The organism is Vibrio phycocola (genome assembly GCF_053850235.1).
The window spans coordinates 72,549-91,471 of record NZ_JBSQDJ010000005.1 but is presented as its reverse complement, the minus strand read 5'-3'; the positions used below and the strand labels follow the sequence as shown (position 1 = coordinate 91,471).

17 protein-coding genes are annotated in these 18,923 nt (G+C 42.1%); 4 read left to right on the top strand and 13 right to left on the bottom strand.

Annotated elements, in window-relative coordinates; translation table 11 throughout:
* Nucleotides 1–19 precede the first annotated feature (19 nt).
* The 4 genes from ACWU4D_RS08005 to ACWU4D_RS07990 all read right to left on the bottom strand — a co-directional run bounded on the left by ACWU4D_RS08005 (nucleotide 20) and on the right by ACWU4D_RS07990 (nucleotide 4,023).
* Nucleotides 20–250, bottom strand: a complete 231-nt coding sequence (locus ACWU4D_RS08005) for a FeoC-like transcriptional regulator (RefSeq protein ID WP_456050885.1) — start codon at nucleotides 248–250, stop codon at nucleotides 20–22.
* Nucleotides 247–2,520: a Fe(2+) transporter permease subunit FeoB gene (gene feoB / locus ACWU4D_RS08000; protein ID WP_456050884.1), complete on the bottom strand. Its 2,274-nt coding sequence runs from the start codon at nucleotides 2,518–2,520 to the stop codon at nucleotides 247–249. Before feoB ends, ACWU4D_RS08005 begins: the two co-directional genes overlap by 4 nt.
* Nucleotides 2,517–2,747 (bottom strand): FeoA family protein, encoded by a 231-nt coding sequence (locus ACWU4D_RS07995; RefSeq protein WP_456050883.1) that lies wholly within the window; start codon nucleotides 2,745–2,747, stop codon nucleotides 2,517–2,519. The genes feoB and ACWU4D_RS07995 overlap by 4 nt, the downstream gene beginning before the upstream one ends.
* Nucleotides 2,748–3,180: 433 nt before the next feature.
* Nucleotides 3,181–4,023 (bottom strand): zinc ABC transporter substrate-binding protein, encoded by an 843-nt coding sequence (locus tag ACWU4D_RS07990; protein WP_456051060.1) that lies wholly within the window; start codon nucleotides 4,021–4,023, stop codon nucleotides 3,181–3,183.
* Between the two features lie 129 nt (nucleotides 4,024–4,152).
* Here ACWU4D_RS07990 and znuC point away from each other — a divergent pair, with 129 nt between their 5' ends.
* Both znuC and znuB read left to right on the top strand, forming a co-directional pair.
* On the top strand, nucleotides 4,153–4,938 hold the full coding sequence (gene znuC / locus ACWU4D_RS07985; RefSeq protein ID WP_456050882.1) for a zinc ABC transporter ATP-binding protein ZnuC: 786 nt from the start codon (nucleotides 4,153–4,155) through the stop codon (nucleotides 4,936–4,938).
* The gene (znuB, locus tag ACWU4D_RS07980; RefSeq protein WP_456050881.1) at nucleotides 4,931–5,716 is read left to right on the top strand and encodes a zinc ABC transporter permease subunit ZnuB; all 786 of its coding nucleotides are present in this window, start codon (nucleotides 4,931–4,933) and stop codon (nucleotides 5,714–5,716) included. Before znuC ends, znuB begins: the two co-directional genes overlap by 8 nt.
* Nucleotides 5,717–5,832: 116 nt before the next feature.
* Here znuB and sucD read toward each other — a convergent pair whose 3' ends face one another.
* The 8 genes from sucD to sdhC form a co-directional block, all read right to left on the bottom strand.
* Nucleotides 5,833–6,705 carry a succinate--CoA ligase subunit alpha gene (gene sucD / locus ACWU4D_RS07975; RefSeq protein ID WP_456050880.1) on the bottom strand — a complete coding sequence of 291 codons (873 nt, stop codon included), beginning with the start codon at nucleotides 6,703–6,705 and terminating at the stop codon, nucleotides 5,833–5,835.
* Nucleotides 6,705–7,871, bottom strand: a complete 1,167-nt coding sequence (gene sucC, locus ACWU4D_RS07970; protein ID WP_456050879.1) for an ADP-forming succinate--CoA ligase subunit beta — start codon at nucleotides 7,869–7,871, stop codon at nucleotides 6,705–6,707. The genes sucD and sucC overlap by 1 nt, the downstream gene beginning before the upstream one ends.
* 205 nt (nucleotides 7,872–8,076) lie before the next feature.
* Nucleotides 8,077–9,291, bottom strand: coding sequence for a 2-oxoglutarate dehydrogenase complex dihydrolipoyllysine-residue succinyltransferase (gene odhB, locus ACWU4D_RS07965; protein ID WP_456050878.1), 1,215 nt, complete (start codon nucleotides 9,289–9,291; stop codon nucleotides 8,077–8,079).
* Between the two features lie 28 nt (nucleotides 9,292–9,319).
* The gene (sucA, locus tag ACWU4D_RS07960) at nucleotides 9,320–12,127 is read right to left on the bottom strand and encodes a 2-oxoglutarate dehydrogenase E1 component (protein ID WP_456050877.1); all 2,808 of its coding nucleotides are present in this window, start codon (nucleotides 12,125–12,127) and stop codon (nucleotides 9,320–9,322) included.
* A gap of 98 nt (nucleotides 12,128–12,225) precedes the next feature.
* Nucleotides 12,226–12,936: a succinate dehydrogenase iron-sulfur subunit gene (locus ACWU4D_RS07955; RefSeq protein WP_456050876.1), complete on the bottom strand. Its 711-nt coding sequence runs from the start codon at nucleotides 12,934–12,936 to the stop codon at nucleotides 12,226–12,228.
* Nucleotides 12,937–12,951: 15 nt separating this feature from the next.
* Complete coding sequence (gene sdhA / locus ACWU4D_RS07950; protein ID WP_456050875.1) at nucleotides 12,952–14,718, bottom strand: succinate dehydrogenase flavoprotein subunit; 1,767 nt, start codon at nucleotides 14,716–14,718, stop codon at nucleotides 12,952–12,954.
* Nucleotides 14,719–15,066 (bottom strand): succinate dehydrogenase, hydrophobic membrane anchor protein, encoded by a 348-nt coding sequence (sdhD, locus tag ACWU4D_RS07945; RefSeq protein WP_456050874.1) that lies wholly within the window; start codon nucleotides 15,064–15,066, stop codon nucleotides 14,719–14,721.
* A complete protein-coding gene (sdhC, locus tag ACWU4D_RS07940; protein WP_456050873.1) occupies nucleotides 15,060–15,452 on the bottom strand; it encodes a succinate dehydrogenase cytochrome b556 subunit in 393 nt (130 codons plus the stop codon). The genes sdhD and sdhC overlap by 7 nt, the downstream gene beginning before the upstream one ends.
* 401 nt (nucleotides 15,453–15,853) lie before the next feature.
* Here sdhC and ACWU4D_RS07935 point away from each other — a divergent pair, with 401 nt between their 5' ends.
* Nucleotides 15,854–17,146, top strand: coding sequence for a citrate synthase (locus ACWU4D_RS07935; RefSeq protein WP_456050872.1), 1,293 nt, complete (start codon nucleotides 15,854–15,856; stop codon nucleotides 17,144–17,146).
* Nucleotides 17,147–17,268: 122 nt separating this feature from the next.
* Here ACWU4D_RS07935 and ACWU4D_RS07930 read toward each other — a convergent pair whose 3' ends face one another.
* A complete protein-coding gene (locus ACWU4D_RS07930; protein ID WP_456050871.1) occupies nucleotides 17,269–18,027 on the bottom strand; it encodes a Nif3-like dinuclear metal center hexameric protein in 759 nt (252 codons plus the stop codon).
* An 83-nt stretch (nucleotides 18,028–18,110) separates the two neighbouring features.
* Here ACWU4D_RS07930 and ACWU4D_RS07925 point away from each other — a divergent pair, with 83 nt between their 5' ends.
* On the top strand, nucleotides 18,111–18,860 hold the full coding sequence (locus tag ACWU4D_RS07925; protein ID WP_456050870.1) for a DUF1853 family protein: 750 nt from the start codon (nucleotides 18,111–18,113) through the stop codon (nucleotides 18,858–18,860).
* Nucleotides 18,861–18,923 lie beyond the last annotated feature (63 nt).

Here is an 18,923-nt window from a genome sequence, read left to right as displayed (position 1 = left end):
CAATTGCGGCCTTTTTCAATTACATAATCACATTCAGTGATAGTGAGTCAGGTTGATGAACCCGATAACGAACCCGCATAACATAACCATCCAAATTAGTATCAACAGTTCGCGAAATAACGCCCTTTTTTAACCATACCGATAGCATTGCGTCGACACCGTCTTCACTCATTTTAAACTGCTTAGCGAGTTGGAGGCGAGTCACTGAACCATGCTGTTCAATGTAGCTTCGCAACTCCTGCAATATCATAATAATTGTGCCTCTATCTGACGTAGTTTATTCCCGTGAGCGGTCAGCCAACGGTAGACAATCATTAACGATACCCCGATGCCAACGATCCACATCAGACTTTGCTGTGGATGTGATGTTAAATTGGTTGCTTGATAAAAAAGTGTTGCAGATAGATAGCCAAGTCCTAATGTCCAGATTCCAATGAAACGAGCAAACTTAACTCCAAATTCACGAACATAAGCTCCCATCGCAGCCACACATGGCGTATATAACAAAATAAAGATCAAATACGAAAATGCTGCGCCACCGGTAACAAATTGATCCTGAATATTCGCGAAAATTGAGACGTTCACTTCTTGCTCTTGTGCAACCGCTTCAGAGTCTGAGAGATCACCCACTTCGATACCAAATGGGTCACTAAAACTTAATCCCGTCAAGTTTTCCGGAATCGAGATAAACGCCGCTTTAATACTCTCTGTTAAATTGAATTCACCTGCATCTTCACTTGCATCGGTGTACAGCGTGTTTAACGTCCCAACCACGGCTTCTTTAGCAAAAATCCCTGTAATGATACCCACCGTTGCTGGCCAATTATCTTTTTCGACACCCATTGGCGAGAATAAAGGCGTAACCGTTTGAGCTGCTTGAGATAATACTGACTTTTGGGTCCCTTCATTACCAAACGTTCCATCAGATCCAACGGAGTTAAGCAAACTAAGGATCGTCACTACAACAACGATAGTTTTCCCTGCACCCCATATAAAGCGATTTAGTTTTTGCCAAGTTTTAATCACGACATTTTGAAGCGTTGGTAATTCGTAATCCGGCAACTCCATAACAAATGAATCACTTGAACCAGGGTATAGTGTTCGCTTTAGTACGATACCCGTAAACACTGCCGCACCGACACCCAACAGATATAAGGCAAAAACAATATTTTGACCATTGCTAGGAAAAAATGCGGCTGCAAATAGGGCATAGACAGGTAAGCGAGCACCACACGACATAAACGGCGCCATCGAAGCAGCCAGTTTACGCTCACGTTCTTGATCCAAAGTACGAGTTGCCATAATTGCAGGAACTGTACAGCCAAACCCTAAAATGAGTGGGACGAACGCTTTACCCGGTAAACCAATACGTTGCATTACTTTATCAAGCACAAATGCCGCACGAGACATATAGCCAGAACTTTCTAGGATAGTCATAAACAGATAAAGACAAGCGATTACCGGAATGAAAGTCGCAACGGTTTGAATACCGCCACCTATCCCATCAGCGAGCACTGTAACCAACCAAACAGGCAAATGCGCATCCAATACATGATGAGCCCCATCAACCAATAATGCTCCAATGGCGATGTCGAAAAAATCGATAAAAGCACTGCCAATGTTTATCGAGAACATAAACATAACGTACATGACAAAGAAGAAAAACGGCACGCCAATCCACTTGTTGAGTACAAATTGATCGAGTTTTTCTGTCACACTATTACTTAATTTTCCTTGAGTACGACGAACGCTAACACACTGCTGATGTAGGTACGTATATTTGGTATCAGCAACATGCAGGTCGATATCAATATTACAGGCATCTTGTTCTTTCTTAACTTTCAAGCGCCCAACGTCATCTAGTTGGTTTATGATTAATCGATCATTTTCAAGTGCTCGAATCGCAAGAGCTCGCGTAGTCACATTTTGCTGCTGCTCAAAAAGAGGAGAAAGAAAGTCTATAGCAGCTTCAAACTGTGGTTCATAGTTTAAAGGTAGTTCTTTTAAAACAATACCTTGGACTAGATGCTTATGTAATTTTTCTTTAAATTTAGTGACTTGGTTTTTATCGTGTGCTGATAAATCTAAAACCGGACAACCTAAAAACTTCTCTAGTAGACCAATATCAAGCGTTTGGCGAACTCGCTTGAGTGCATCCATTTTATTTAGAACCACCACCATAGGGCGTCCTAATTCACGAAGCTGCAACGTCATATATAAACTGCGCTCTAGGCAAGTCACATCAACAACGTTAATAATCAAATCTGCGGGATGAGTCAGTACGGCACGTGAAGCGATAGATTCATCAACACTATTGCTATCGTTACCACTGTCTAACGCATAAATTCCGGGTAAATCTGTCAGTAAAAATTCATCACCAGTATGAGTATAATAGCCCGTCTTCTTTTCGACAGTCACTCCAGCCCAATTACCCACTTGCTGTTTTGAGCCAGTCAATCCATTGAAAAGTGTTGTTTTACCACTATTAGGGTTACCTACGGTGAGAATATGGTACTTCATTGAATTAACTCCACCTCAATAGACGAGGCTATTTTTTCTCGTACAGCAAGAGAAACTCCTCTGACCATAACTTGTAGTGGATCTCCCATTGGGGCTCGGCGTACTAAAGTTACGGAAGTGTTGGGAAGCAAACCCATGACCATCAAGCGTTTGCGCGCTTCACTGTCTAAATTAACAAATGCCAGTATATCTGCACACTGTCCTTCTCTTAGTTCACTCAACTTCATAAACAACACCTTAAAAAACCCAAATGAGAAGAATTATTATTACTAATTGAATGATAACTGAAAATGTGAAATTCAATTTGAGATAAATCAACGTTGGCTAAAACTGCGCTACTAAAAGGTTACGTAAATTCCAACTACCACGATGAAGAAAATAAAAAACCTTCAAATGTATCGAAAATAAGACAGATAAACCCAATATACGGTGCTATATTTAAATGGCTTATCTTAATTACGTCTATATGCGTAAGCGTGTAGACATATTCTTGAGATTAGCCTGTCTACTTATATTTTTGGTCGTTGGGATAAGTTCTCACGACACGAAGCCCAATAAACTGATTACTATCATTTTAAAGGAATTCGATATTGGCGGTTTTCGCCCGTGGTATAGCCTCCCCCGCTATACCACGTAAGTTTTTCTTCTTACTAATAGCATTTACTGCTCTACAGCAAAACAACGCTCAAACTCATCGGCCAACTGTTTTAATAGTTCAAAGTAGCTACCATCTGCAACATCTACATCACTCCCTAGTGGGTCTAATGTTCCAAGCTTAGCTGATGTACCACGCATAACGGTATTGATCACTGCTGGCGAGAATTGAGGCTCTGAGAAAACACAAACCCCTTTTGTCTCTGATAACGTTCGCTTAATGTTCACCAGAGTCTTAGCACCCGGTTTTCTTTCTGGAGATACAGTAAAACGCCCAAGTTTACGAAGTTGATAATCTCGTTCAAAGTAACCATAAGCATCGTGAAAAACATAGTACGGTAACTGATTAAATGGTGACAATTGTGTATTTATAGTCTGGGCCAACGCTTCTATCGCGTTATTAAAGCGCTGTAGATTGCTGCGATATTGCTCAGCATTTTGGCCATCTAAAATGATCAACTTGTCCACAATGGCTTGGGCGGTGCCCAATGTAGCTTCTTTTCCTAACCAAAAATGCGGATCCAATGTTCCATGATTATGCCCATCATCTTCATGATCATCACCATATTGGGATAAACCTACGTGACCAAGCTGACTGACTGTTAAAACACTCTTTTCATCAACACTTTCTAGGATTTTATCCATAAAGGGTTCTAATCCACTTCCAAACCAAACAATTAAATCCGCTGAATGAATTTTCTTTATATCCGATGGACGCAACGCATAATCATGAGGAGACGTATTGTTATCAAGTAGAACTTCTGAATCAGCAACTCCTAGAGTGAGTTCATGGGTAATCATCTGAATGGGCTTAATACTACTAAGTACCGTAATCGCCCATGATGGCATCGCCAACAATAAAGCAACAACCGCTGTAATTACGCGAATTTTTACCACAATATCTTACTCCTGAATGCTAGCCTAAATAAGTGCCGAATGTTACATTATAACATTAACAATTGTAAATGAGTTCCATTCATGTCACCACTAATCGAACTGGATAGCATTTGTGTTTATTTTGGAACACGACGGGTGCTTGATAATGTTTCTTTTGCCCTTGAACGAGGAAAAATAACCACCTTGATCGGTCCAAACGGAGCGGGAAAGTCAACTTTAGTACGCGTTATTCTCGGATTACAGGCTATCGATACAGGTAACATATCGAAACTACCTAAGATACGGCTCGGATATGTCCCTCAAAAACTTAAACTCAATGATTCCTTACCATTAAATGTTTATCGATTTCTTCGGTTAGCCGGAAAATATAGCGAACAAGAAATAATGAATGCATTAAGTTTGGTTGGTGCTGAACATCTCGCTACCAGTAATATGCACACTCTTTCTGGTGGCGAAAGCCAGCGAGTCTTACTTGCCCGTGCGCTTCTCACACGGCCGGATATTCTCGTACTGGACGAACCCGCTCAAGGTGTCGATCTACAGGGCCAGATTGATTTATATGAGTTAATCAATACGCTTCGGGTCCGTTTTAATTGTGCAATATTAATGGTTTCTCACGATCTTCATTTAGTGATGGCAAAAACCGACAATGTTATTTGTTTACACCACCATATATGCTGCTCTGGTACACCTAAGCATATTAGCCAGCACCCAAACTACATTGCACTTTTTGGTCAGACAACCAAAGATAGTCTGGCATTTTATCCTCACCAACACGACCATCACCATCACGATCTATCGGGCGAACCTGTTCACGGCGATGCTGATGTTTGTGGATGCCATCACCACGGACACCATCATGATTGAGTTTTTACTCCCTTCGATATTCGCGGGTATTGGCATTGCTATCCTTTCAGGCCCACTAGGCTCATTTATCGTCTGGCGAAAAATGGCCTACTTTGGCGATACCCTTGCTCATGCTTCTTTAATGGGGTTAGCGCTAGGCTTCTTACTTGACGTTAATATTAATGCGGCACTCATCTGCAGTAGTTTAATTCTATCTGCGGCATTGGTGCTCTTTCAGCGTCAGTCTGTGCTCGCTAATGACACCTTACTTGGCATTCTAGCTCATAGTGCCCTTTCGATTGGTTTAATCGCCGTTAGCTTCCTAGACGATGTTAGAATCGACTTAATGGGATATTTGTTTGGTGACTTGCTTTCAGTTACCCCTGAAGACCTCATTTTTATCTGGCTAGGTGTTTTTGTGGTTCTTGGATTGCTAAAGTTTCTATGGCACCCGTTGCTCTCCTCAAGTGTAAGCGAAGAACTTGCGAGTGTTGAAGGTGTTAATGTTGAATTGATGAAAATGATACTCATGCTGATGATTGGAGCTGTAATTGCAATTGGGATGAAGTTTGTTGGCGCTCTCATTATGACTTCACTGCTAATTATTCCAGCTGCAACGGCACGTCGAATTTCCACATCACCGGAAACGATGGCAATCTATGCTGCTGTTATTGGCTCACTTTCCGTTTTATGTGGTCTGGGATTATCTTGGAATTTTGACACCCCGGCAGGCCCGTCGGTTGTCGTAAGTGCCTCGCTATTCTTTATCTTGAGTCAGTTAACTAAAGTTCGAGCGTAATCCAAGTTCATCGCTTTGCGTAAAACGACTTCCAATAAAAAAGTCCTCCAATCAATTGGAGGACTTTAATTTAAATAGCTTATCACTTATAAGTAAGCGACGTCATAAAGAGCAACTTACCAACCAGTGATCTCACGTAGTGCGCTACCAATATCAGCTAGGCTTTTCACTGTTTTAACACCTGCAGCTTCAAGTGCAGCAAACTTGTCATCAGCGGTACCTTTACCACCAGAGATAATCGCGCCAGCATGCCCCATACGCTTACCTGGAGGAGCTGTCACACCTGCGATATAAGATACAACTGGCTTAGTGACATTGTCTTTAATGAATGCCGCAGCTTCTTCTTCCGCTGTTCCACCGATTTCACCGATCATCACGATTGCTTCAGTTTCAGGATCTTCTTGGAACAACTTAAGAATATCGATGAAGTTAGAACCTGGAATAGGATCCCCACCGATACCAACACAAGTCGACTGTCCAAAGCCTTCGTCTGTCGTTTGCTTCACTGCTTCATAAGTTAGCGTTCCAGAACGAGAAACGATTCCCACTTTACCTTTCTTATGAATGTGACCTGGCATAATGCCGATTTTACATTCATCAGGCGTAATAACACCCGGACAGTTTGGACCAATCATACGAACACCAGATTCATCCAAACGTACTTTTACGTCTAAAAGATCAAGAGTCGGAATACCTTCTGTGATAGTAACGATTAACTTAATACCTGCATCAATCGCTTCAAGAATCGCATCTTTACAGAAAGGAGCTGGGACATAAATAACTGATGCCGTTGCACCTGTTGTTTCAACAGCGTCTCTAACAGTGTTAAATACTGGCAAGCCTAAATGAGTCTGACCGCCTTTTCCTGGCGAAACACCACCAACCATCTGCGTACCGTAATCGATAGCCTGCTCAGAGTGGAACGTACCTTGACCGCCGGTAAACCCTTGACAGATTACCTTAGTATTTTTATCAATTAATACAGACATTATTTGCCCTCCGCAGCTGCAACTACTTTTTCCGCTGCTTCTTTAAGCGAATTCGCGGCAATGATGTTTAATCCACTTTCAGCTAGCTTTTTAGAGCCAAGTGGTGCGTTATTACCTTCAAGTCGAACGACAACTGGCACTTTGACACCAACCTCTTCAACTGCACCGATAATACCGTCGGCAATAAGGTCGCAACGTACAATTCCACCGAAAATATTTACTAATACGGCTTTAACATTATCATCAGAAAGGATGATCTTGAATGCTTCGGTTACACGCTCTTTGGTTGCACCGCCACCAACATCTAAGAAGTTTGCTGGTTGACCACCATGAAGATTAACGATATCCATAGTACCCATCGCAAGACCGGCACCATTCACCATACAACCAATGCTGCCATCAAGAGCAACGTAATTTAGTTCCCATTGAGCTGCGTGTGCTTCACGTTCATCTTCTTGAGACGGATCGTGCATTTCACGTAACTTAGGCTGACGATACATTGCATTTGAATCAATATTAATCTTACCATCTAGACACAATAGGTTACCGTCACCAGTAATCACTAATGGGTTAATTTCTAGAAGCGCTAAGTCGTATTGTGCAAACATATTTGCCAAGCCCATAAAGATCTTGGTGAATTGTTTAATTTGATCGCCTTCTAAACCGAGCTTAAATGCTAGCTCGCGACCTTGATAACCTTGAGGACCGACGAGAGGATCGATAGCTGCTTTATGAATCAGCTCTGGCGTTTCTTCTGCCACTTTTTCAATCTCAACACCACCTTCTGTCGACGCCATAAAGACGATTCGACGAGAAGCACGATCAACTACAGCGCCGAGATATAGCTCGTTAGCAATACTCGATGCTTCTTCAACTAAAATTTTAGTGACTGGCTGTCCATTTGCATCTGTTTGATATGTCACTAAGTTTTTACCTAGCCACTTTTGTGCAAATGCTTTTACGCCATCTTTAGTATCGTGCAGTTCAACACCGCCCGCTTTACCACGTCCACCTGCGTGAACCTGACATTTTACTACTTTTTTCTCGGTGCTAATGCGGCCAGCCGCTTCAAACGCTTCTTGTGCTGTATCACAAGCATAGCCTTCTGGTACTGGCAATCCGAACTCAGCAAATAGCTGTTTCGCTTGATATTCATGCAAATTCATTGTGAGATTCCATTGTTTATTATTATTCCATAGAGCTCAATGCTTTCGGCATATAGCTTTACATCTGTAGGGTACTCATAAAGAGTGGCCAACTACTGCTTTCATCACCAGTTGGCTTGGAAAGACTAGACGTTGAGCAAGTCTAGTCCTTTTTCTTTTAGCCGTCTAGATATCTAAACGCTAATTACCTTATACCGTGTAATTTCTATACATCAAGCAATAGTCGAGCTGGGTCTTCAAGTAACTCTTTAATTGTTACAAGGAAACCAACCGATTCTTTACCATCGATTAAACGGTGATCATAGGACAGAGCCAGGTACATCATTGGCAATATTTCAACTTTGCCATTAACTGCCATAGGGCGGTCCTGAATCTTATGCATTCCAAGAATAGCCGCTTGTGGCGGGTTGATAATTGGTGTTGACATAAGTGACCCAAATACGCCGCCATTAGTGATGGTGAAGTTACCACCCATCAACTCATCTACGGTTAGTTTTCCATCACGTCCTTTAATTGCTAGCTCTTTGATGCCTTTTTCAATATCAGCCATACCAAGCATGTCACAATCTTTCAGTACTGGAGTAACCAACCCGCGAGGAGTAGAAACGGCCATACTAATGTCGAAATAATTGTGATACACGATATCGTCGCCATCAATTGAAGCATTCACTTCAGGGTAACGTTTAAGGGCTTCTGTCACAGCTTTAACGTAGAACGACATAAAGCCTAAACGGATATCATGACGCTTCTCAAATTGCTCTTGATACTGTTTACGAAGATCCATGATAGGTTTCATGTTCACTTCGTTAAACGTTGTTAGCATTGCAGTACTATTTTTTGCTTCCAACAAACGCTTCGCTACCGTCTTGCGCAAACGAGTCATTGGAACGCGCTTCTGACTGCGTGCCGCTGCTGGTACTTCTATTGCTGGAGCTTCACTTCCCGATGCCTTTGTAGCAGAGGCTTTAGCTGCAATGTGAGCATCAATATCTTCACGAGTGATTCGACCACCTACACCACTACCGGTCACATCTGATGGCTCGATATCGTGCTCACCTAACAAGCGACGAACAGCTGGCGTTAGCCAATCGTTAGACTCTTCGGTCAGTGATGCTTTATGGCGCTTATCTGGAGATGGTTCCGTTTTCTCAGTTGAATCTTTCGTTGGCTCACCAGCAACAGCTCCTGGTTTTAACTTCGCCAATAATTGTTTGGAAAGCACTGTTGCACCTTCCAATTCAATAATAGACTCCAACACTCCAGATTCTGGTGCAGGAACTTCAAGAACCACTTTATCGGTTTCAATATCAACCAATACTTCATCACGTTCAACAGCTTCACCTGGCTGCTTATGCCAAGTAGCAACAGTAGCATCAGCAACTGATTCGGGTAAGTCTGGAACCAGAATTTCAATTGTCATATCTGTATTTTCCTTTTACTTCTAGTTCTTAATCAAGCGTCAAAGCATCATTAATCAATGCTTTTTGTTGTTTCATGTGTACGGACATATACCCTACCGCAGGAGAGGCAGATGCTGACCGTCCAGCATATTTAAGATCTGATCCTGCAGGAATCGCAGCGCGGAAATTATGCTGGCTGCTGTACCATGCACCTTGGTTTTGCGGCTCTTCTTGACACCAAACAAAACCCTCTACATTGACATACGGAGCGATCGCGGCTTGTACTTCTTCCATCGGGAACGGATAAAGTTGCTCAATTCGCACAATAGCAACATCGGTCTGTTCATTGTTACGACGCTGTTCAAGCAAATCGTAATAGATTTTACCTGAGCAGAATACGACCCGTTTCACCTCGCTAGGCTCTAAAGTATCAACTTCAGGGATAGCGGCTTGGAACGTACCATTCATTAAATCATCTAACGATGAAACACAAAGTGGATGGCGTAGTAACGATTTAGGCGACATTACTATTAATGGACGACGCATCGGGCGTACAACTTGTCGACGTATCATGTGATAGACCTGAGCAGGAGTCGAAGGCACGACAACTTGCATATTCTGCTCTGCACACATCTGAAGATAGCGCTCTAAACGCGCAGAAGAGTGCTCAGGACCTTGACCTTCATATCCATGTGGAAGCAACATAGTCAGACCACATAAACGTCCCCACTTTTGCTCACCTGATGAAATAAACTGGTCGATAACAACTTGAGCACCATTTGCAAAATCACCAAATTGCGCTTCCCAAATAGTTAACCCACTTGGTTCAGCCGTTGCATATCCATACTCAAAAGCAAGTACCGCTTCTTCAGAAAGAACCGAATCAATCACTTGAAATGGCCCTTGATTCGCATGAAGATTGCGAAGAGGAATATAGGTACTCGCGTCAGCTTGATTATGCAATACAGAATGACGATGGAAGAACGTACCACGGCCTGAATCTTGACCAGATATGCGGATACGATGACCGTCATCAAGTAACGTGCCGTATGCCATAATTTCAGCCATACCCCAATCGACCTGTTTTTCACCTTTCACCATAAGAATACGGTCGTTGTACGCTTTTTGTACTCGACTTTGTAATTTATGGCTTTCAGGGAACTCTGTCACTTTCTTTCCAAGCTCTAAAAAGCGCTCTTCAGGAACCTTGTCATTCCATGCTTCATCCCAGTCATGGGATAAGTAAGGTGACCAATCAACAGAGTGCATTGTCATTGGACGCCATTCTTTAACGACCACTTCACCTTGATCAAGTGCATCTCGATATTCGTTGACTAATTGAGTCGCCGTATCGGTGTCAACATCATTGCGTTCAATTAGCACATCTGCGTAGAGTTTTCTCGGAGTAGGATGTTTTTTGATTTTTTTATACATCAAAGGCTGAGTCGCACTCGGCTCATCCGCTTCGTTATGTCCATGGCGGCGGTAACAAACCAAATCAATAACAACATCAGCTTTGAACGTATTACGATAATCAAGTGCTATTCGAGTGACGAAAGCAACCGCTTCTGGATCATCAGCATTGACATGAAAAATAGGTGCTTGGACCATTTTCGCAATATCAGTACAGTACATAGTCGAGCGAGTATCTCTCGGGTTAGATGTGGTAAAACCGACTTGGTTATTCACAACAATTCGAACTGTACCGCCAACCTTATAACCACGAGCCTGAGACATGTTAAAGGTTTCTGCTACTACTCCCTGACCAGCGATAGCTGAATCACCATGAACGGTAATAGGGAGCACTTTGCTTCCATCTTTATCATCTAGTCGATCTTGACGAGCACGAACCGAACCCATAACAACCGGGTTAACAATTTCCAAATGTGATGGGTTAAACGCTAACACTAAATGAACATCGCCACCCGAAGTCGCGAAGTCTGCCGAGAAGCCTTGGTGGTATTTAACATCACCGGTTCCCCATGATTCATCGTGTTTTCCAGCGAATTCATCAAACAGGTCTTGAGGTCGCTTACCTAACACGTTGACTAACATGTTCAGTCGGCCACGGTGTGCCATACCAACAACAACTTCTCTCATCCCTTGTGAACCCGCTTGACGGATCAACTCTTTTGTCATGGGAATGAGAGCATCACCACCTTCGAGAGAGAAACGTTTTGCACCTGGGAATTTAGCGCCTAAGTAGCGCTCTAACCCTTCGGCTGCGGTAAGTTCATCAAGAAAAGTAACTTTCTCTTCCTGAGTGAAAGATGGTTGGCCAACAACAGATTCTAAACGTTGTTGAATCCAACGTTTTTGTTCTGTGTCGGTCATGTGCATATACTCTGCACCGACAGAACCACAATATATCTTATTAAGAGATTCATAAATATCACTTAACAGCATGGTTTCTTTGCCTATGGCAAGTGAACCTACGTTAAATGAATCCTGCATATCTTTTTCATTAAGATTATGAAATTCTGGAGCTAACTCTGCCACTGGGGCACGTTGCCAAACCTCAAGAGGATCAAGCTTCGCTGCCTCATGACCGCGGAAACGGTATGCGTTAATCAGCTGTAATACTCTTACTTGTTTTGCATCGACATCGGGATCACTAACTTGGACATTGTAATGCTTTGTCTCTTGCGCGAGTCGACGGAAGTAGTCACGGACACGTGAATGCGGCTGATCAGCTACATTATCAGGAGCTGAAAGCCCCTCAAATACACGTTTCCACTCCTCACTTACCAGATCGGGATCACTTAAATAGAGTTCGTATATATCTTCTACATACGTTGCATTGGCGCCAGCCAAGTGTGAAGACTCGAGCCATGCCTTCATCACGCCGTTGTGCATATATTCCCTTTACTAGTAGTTTTAACACGTTGCGACTACCTAAATTAGATGCCGCGCTATCTGTTCAAAAAAAGCAGGCCTAAAGGCCTGCAAATTGTCTAAATCGAACGGTTGACCAGCATAGTTTTAATATGACCAATCGCTTTTGTTGGATTTAACCCTTTAGGACAAACACTTACACAGTTCATGATGCCATGACAACGGAAAACGCTAAATGCATCATCAAGATCAGATAGTCGTTCATCTGTTGCTGTATCTCGGCTATCAATCAACCATCGGTATGCAGCTAATAACCCTGCAGGGCCAATAAATTTATCGGGATTCCACCAAAATGAAGGACATGATGTTGTGCAACACGCACACATAATACAATCATATAACCCATCAAGATGTTCACGCTCTTCTGGTGACTGTAAATTTTCACGAGAAGGAGGTAATTCTTCATCCGCAATTAAGTATGGCTTCACTTTGGCATAATTGTCGTAAAATTGTTTCATATCGACGATCAAGTCACGAATTACAGGTAGACCTGGCAACGGACGAATTACAATCTTGTCACCACTTAATTCTGACAATGGTGTAATACAAGCCAATCCATTTTTACCATTCATGTTCAAACCATCAGAGCCACAGACTCCTTCACGGCACGAGCGTCTAAACGAAATTGATGAATCCTGCTCTTTTAAGAGGATTAAAGCATCAAGTAACATCATGTCTGAGCCTTCTTCTACCTCAAGCACATAATCCTTCATGTATGGTTTTTGGTCCACATCAGGATTATATCGGTACAAAGAGAAATTCATTTTCATAATCAGGTCCTCTCCTTAGTACGTACGAGCTTTAGGTGGGAATGCTTCACGATGCACAGGTTCCATATTTACACTTCGCTTAGACATACTTTCAGTCTCAGGATTGTAAATAGAGTGGCATAACCACTGAGCATCATCACGGTCTGGGAAATCAAAGCGAGCATGTGCTCCTCGACTTTCAGTTCGGAAGTTTGCAGCAACGGCTGTCGCATACGCTGTTTCCATAAGGTTTTCTAACTCAAGGCATTCAATACGTTGAGTATTAAACTCCGTCGACTTATCCGATAAATGCGCATTTTTCAAACGCTCACGAATAACTTTCAGCTCAGCCAAACCTTTTTCCATCGCATCACCTTCACGGAATACGGAGAAATTATTCTGCATACATTGCTGTAAGTCTTTTCGAATTTCAGTTGGGTCTTCACCGTCAGTACTGTTTTCCCAACGATTATAACGTTCTAACGAACGTTGAATATCATCTTCAGTCGCGGGCTTAGCTTCAGCTTGCTTCTTCAACGTTTCACCTAAGTGTAGTCCCGTCGCTCGACCAAATACAACTAAATCAAGTAGAGAGTTACCACCTAAACGGTTTGCGCCGTGCACCGATACTGATGCAATTTCACCACAAGCATATAAACCATGAACATCAACATCTTGACCATTAGCATCTTGCTTGATTGCCTGACCAGAAACCTGAGTTGGTACTCCGCCCATCATATAGTGACAAGTTGGAATTACAGGAATTGGTTCTTTAACAGGATCAACGTGAGCAAAAGTTCGCGACAATTCACAAATACCAGGAAGGCGAGACTCAAGAACTTCCTGACCTAAATGATCAAGCTTAAGTTTTATGTGCGGCCCCCATGGACCATCGCAACCACGACCTTCTCGAATTTCAATCATCATTGAACGAGCAACAACATCACGGCCAGCTAAGTCTTTCGCGTTTGGCGCATAACGCTCCATGAAACGTTCGCCATCTTTATTAAGAAGGTAACCACCTTCTCCACGACAACCTTCTGTTACCAGAACACCAGCACCAGCAATACCAGTTGGGTGGAATTGCCACATTTCAATATCTTGCATAGGAACGCCAGCACGAATAGCCATGCCAACACCATCACCGGTATTAATATGAGCATTGGTTGTTGAAGCGTAAATACGGCCTGCTCCGCCTGTCGCTAGAATAGTCGCCTTCGACTTGAAGTAGCAAACTTCGCCCGTCTCCATGCATAAAGCTGTTGTTCCCAGTATTGCTCCATCTTCATTTTTAACAAGATCAAGCGCATACCATTCTGAGAAAATCGTCGTTTTATGCTTAATGTTTTGTTGATAAAGAGTGTGTAACAGCGCATGACCTGTGCGGTCTGCAGCAGCTGCTGTACGGGCTGCTTGCTCACCACCAAAGTTCTTTGACTGCCCACCGAAAGGACGTTGATAAATGGTACCATTATCAAAACGCGAAAAAGGTAAGCCCATTTTTTCTAATTCAATAACAGATTCAGGTCCATTTTTACACATATACTCAATCGCATCTTGGTCACCGATATAATCGGAACCTTTGACCGTATCGTACATATGTTGCTCCCAATGATCCTCATGCGCGTTACCTAAGGCAACAGTTATACCGCCTTGAGCTGAAACTGTGTGAGAACGAGTTGGGAATACTTTAGATAACAAGGCACATGAAAGACCTTGCTCAGAAACTTGCAGTGCTGCACGCATGCCTGCGCCACCAGCACCAATAACAACGGCATCGAATTCACGAACTGGAATAGTCACTTAAGCACCCCACAAAACAAATAAGCCAGAGAAAAAGTATCCCAAAAGCACAACAATAACAAGCAGTTGCAATAAACCACGAAGTTTTGCACATTTGATATAGTCAGTAAGTACTTGCCACAAACCAATCCATCCGTGTATCAATACACTAGACAGTGCAAGCATTGTAAATACTTTAGTGAAGGTGCCACCAAAAAAGGCTGTCCAATCTGCATAACTTATATCACCAGAAAAGGCGAAAAAGCCAACCAAATACAGTGTGTATAAAGTCATAATAATCGCAGTGGCACGAATTAATATAAAATCGTGTATCCCATTACGACCGACTGAAGAAATATTCTTTACCATACTAAGATTCCTCCGAGAAGCGCTAAGACAATTGTTGCTCCAAAAGCAACTTTTGCAGTTTTAGTACCTGACTCAAAGTCTTCAAAGTAACCAAGGTCCATAATCAGGTGACGAATACCACCGACTATATGATAAGCTAACGCTATTACTATTCCCCACAATATCAATTTAACGAAAAAACTATCGACAATATTCACAGCAGATTGAAAACCTTCTGGAGAAGATAGTGAAATCGATAACAACCATAACAATATCCCTATTGCAACGAACATAATCACACCTGACACTCTGTGGAGGATCGATGCGATAGCTGTAATAGGAAAGTGGACGGTCTGCAAATCGAGATTAACAGGTCTTGACTTTCTTTCTTTCACGGGCTTGCTCACTCAGCTCTATAGAGCATTTATAGTTATAGATGAAGCTTTGGTTACCAAACGACTATTTTTAACAATTAAGTAACATAAAAAGCATAAACTAGTGATTCAGTTATCGAAAATTGTTAAAACTAATAAAGGTATAAATCAATAGAGGGTAACTCTGCTCAATTCCCTTTAAGCATCTGGGTTTCAACCAAAAAAACTCCTTGCCAATATATGGCTTGCAACATTCTAATACAATAACTGTAACAATTTTTGTTACATAGAACATATTTTTAACTTAATTCGCACTAAAAACACAATTGAGTGCACACATCCAATTAGAAACATTGACTTTACTCAACGCAGAGTTAAGAATTTAGCGCACAAACATCCGGGATGGATTAAATAATAAAATATAGGAGATTGTTATGGCCGATAAGAAAGCTACCCTTCACATTGAAGGTAAAGCTCCAATCGAACTGCCGATTATACAAGGTGCTATGGGGCCAGAAGTAGTCGATGTTCGCAAACTTGGTGCTAATGGATATTTCACCTACGACCCTGGTTTTCTAGCCACTGCTTCATGTGAATCTCAAATCACTTACATCGATGGTAACAAAGGAGTGTTGCTACATCGAGGTTATCCAATTGATCAATTAGCAAATAACGCTGATTATTTAGAAGTCTGTTACATCTTGTTGTATGGCAATGTTCCAAATCGCAAAGAATACGAGAAGTTCAAATGGACCATATCTCGTCATACGATGGTTCACGAGCAGATCGCGAGCTTCTTCCATGGTTTCCGTCGTGATGCTCACCCGATGGCAATTATGTGTGGTGTTGTTGGCGCTTTGGCTGCGTTCTATCACGACTCTTTAGATATCAATAACGATACTCACCGAGAGATCGCCGCATATCGTTTACTGTCAAAAATGCCCACTTTAGCTGCCATGTGTTACAAGTACTCAGTAGGTCAGCCATTCATTTATCCACGCAATGATTTGGATTATGCAAGCAACTTCCTACATATGATGTATGCAACACCTTGTGAAGAATACGATGTAAACCCTGTCGTTGCTCGCGCTATGGATAAAATCTTTACCCTTCATGCTGACCACGAACAAAATGCGTCAACGTCTACTGTTCGTTTAGCAGGCTCTTCGGGTGCAAACCCATTTGCTTGTATCGCTGCAGGTATTGCGTCACTTTGGGGACCAGCCCATGGTGGTGCTAATGAAGCATGTCTTCGTATGCTTGAAGAGATTGGTACTGTGGATGCAATTCCTGAGTTTGTACAACGCGCCAAAGATAAAGAAGACCCATTCCGTTTAATGGGCTTTGGTCACCGTGTATACAAAAATTATGACCCACGCGCTACCGTAATGCGTGAAGCATGTCATGAAGTACTGAACGAGTTGAACATCCAAGACCCACTATTAGATGTTGCAATGGAATTAGAACGTATTGCACTATCTGATGAGTACTTCGTTGAGAAAAAACTCTATCCAAATGTCGATTTTTACTCTGGCATTATCTTAAGAGCAATTGGTATTCCGGTATCAATGTTCACAGTAATCTTCGCAATGTCTCGTACTATCGGTTGGATTGCACATTGGAATGAAATGCATAGTGACCCAGAAAGCCGTATTGGCCGCCCTCGTCAGTTATATACTGGTGAAAAATCACGTGAATTTGTTCCTTTAGAAGAACGTGAAAAATAAGACGTAATACTCTATTCACAATACCCAAAGAGCGAGTTTAACTCGCTCTTTCTATTTCTATTACATTCTTACTAATCTGCGCTGTACCTATACCTAAAACGCTTAACGCTCCTTTTTTCACGTTAAACTGGATTGTCGATATCAATAAACGTCACATCAAAACCATGATATTGTGATAGCCATTCTCCAAGCGCTTTGACACCATAACGCTCAGTCGCATGGTGACCTGCAGCAAAATACTCAATCCCTTGCTCACGTGCACTGTATGTTGTTCGCTCCGAAATCTCCCCTGAAATATAACAATCAAGACCTCTTTGCGCGGCCATATCAATGTAATCTTGCCCTCCTCCAGTACACCATCCTACACTTTCAAGTAACTTATCACTGTTTTGAGAAGCGATATGTAAAGGCTTCCTCGCTAATACTTCCTCAAGACGTAACGCGAATTGAGACGCACTAATTGGCGTTTTAAATTGACCATACATCGCAACAGATTGTGCATGGTTCTCTAACCCACCAAGGACCTCTATATCTAATAAATCAGCTAGACGAGCGTTATTACCAAGTTCTGGATGAATATCCAACGGAAGATGATAAGCCAATAAGTTGATATCATTTTGAATCAATTGACGAATTCGTTTTCCTTTCATCCCTCTGATTGCTTCGGGTTCTCCTTTCCAGAAATAGCCATGATGAACCAATATTGCATCGGCTTCTAAGTCTATCGCTCTCTCAATTAATTCAAGTGAAGCAGTAACTCCAGTAACAATTTTATGAACCTCTACTTTACCTTCTACCTGTAACCCATTCGGGCAATAATCCTGAATGAGGTGAGGTGAGAGGTGATCATTTAGCAACGCTTCAAGTTCAATAACATTCATATCTAAGAGCCTTAAGTATAAAGTCGAGTCGATTTTAAAATCAGGCTACAATGACAGCCTTCAATCATCAAGAGCTAGTTATTATGGATCTGACTCAGTTTAGCCATTGGGTGATCAATACCAATAGTTTATTGAAGCCTACACAGGTGATCGCCAACCCTTCCCCTTTTACTCATATGTCGCCATTAAAGGAAAGTAATTATAATGGCAATCATCGTTTGGGCTTCGTTTATCAACATATATGCAGCGAACTGTTTCAATCGTCTCAACACCATGAATTACTGGCCGAGGAGATTCAAATAAATGATAACAAACGTACCTTAGGCGCCATCGACTTTATCATCAATGATCCATTCAGTGGATACCAGCATTGGGAAGTGGCGATCAAGTTTTATCTATTCCATAATGGTTACTGGTATGGTCCAAATGCTCATGATCGCTTGGACAAAAAACTCAACCATATGCTGAAGCATCAACTCAGTATGAGCCAGAATCCAAGCTTTGTTCAGCAATATCCAAACTGGCATCCTATTATGCCAAAAGTACTGCTTCAAGGCCGGTTATATATAAACCCATTTCTCGATCAAACCATTCCTACAAAATGCTTAGACTACGAATTAGAATCGAGTCAAATCAATGGGTTTTGGTGCTACCAATCTCAACTTGAGCTTGTAGAAAGCCCCCTATTTAAACTAGAAAAGCCATATTGGGCTACCGGTCATTCTATCCATCAAGAACTATATCGCCCAGTTTCAGGGCAATTTGAACATTGCCAAGACTCGCGTGGACGATTCTGGTTTGTCGTTCCAGAGCAGTGGCCAGATAACCAATAAGCAATATAAAAAAGAGAGCAACCTAATGGCTGCTCTCTTGGATTGGTATAGAAAACTGTTATA

Coding starts and splice junctions, on each gene's coding strand:
- ACWU4D_RS07935 (WP_456050872.1), top strand. CDS start 15,854: ATGGCCGATAAGAAAGCTACCCTTCACATTGAAGGTAAAGCTCCAATC.
- sucA (WP_456050877.1), bottom strand. CDS start 12,127: ATGCACAACGGCGTGATGAAGGCATGGCTCGAGTCTTCACACTTGGCT.
- sdhD (WP_456050874.1), bottom strand. CDS start 15,066: ATGGTAAAGAATATTTCTTCAGTCGGTCGTAATGGGATACACGATTTT.
- ACWU4D_RS07990 (WP_456051060.1), bottom strand. CDS start 4,023: ATGCCATCATGGGCGATTACGGTACTTAGTAGTATTAAGCCCATTCAG.
- ACWU4D_RS07955 (WP_456050876.1), bottom strand. CDS start 12,936: ATGAAAATGAATTTCTCTTTGTACCGATATAATCCTGATGTGGACCAA.
- ACWU4D_RS07925 (WP_456050870.1), top strand. CDS start 18,111: ATGGATCTGACTCAGTTTAGCCATTGGGTGATCAATACCAATAGTTTA.
- ACWU4D_RS08005 (WP_456050885.1), bottom strand. CDS start 250: ATGATATTGCAGGAGTTGCGAAGCTACATTGAACAGCATGGTTCAGTG.
- ACWU4D_RS07930 (WP_456050871.1), bottom strand. CDS start 18,027: ATGAATGTTATTGAACTTGAAGCGTTGCTAAATGATCACCTCTCACCT.
- feoB (WP_456050884.1), bottom strand. CDS start 2,520: ATGAAGTACCATATTCTCACCGTAGGTAACCCTAATAGTGGTAAAACA.
- odhB (WP_456050878.1), bottom strand. CDS start 9,291: ATGACAATTGAAATTCTGGTTCCAGACTTACCCGAATCAGTTGCTGAT.
- znuC (WP_456050882.1), top strand. CDS start 4,153: ATGTCACCACTAATCGAACTGGATAGCATTTGTGTTTATTTTGGAACA.
- sucC (WP_456050879.1), bottom strand. CDS start 7,871: ATGAATTTGCATGAATATCAAGCGAAACAGCTATTTGCTGAGTTCGGA.
- znuB (WP_456050881.1), top strand. CDS start 4,931: ATGATTGAGTTTTTACTCCCTTCGATATTCGCGGGTATTGGCATTGCT.
- sucD (WP_456050880.1), bottom strand. CDS start 6,705: ATGTCTGTATTAATTGATAAAAATACTAAGGTAATCTGTCAAGGGTTT.
- ACWU4D_RS07995 (WP_456050883.1), bottom strand. CDS start 2,747: ATGAAGTTGAGTGAACTAAGAGAAGGACAGTGTGCAGATATACTGGCA.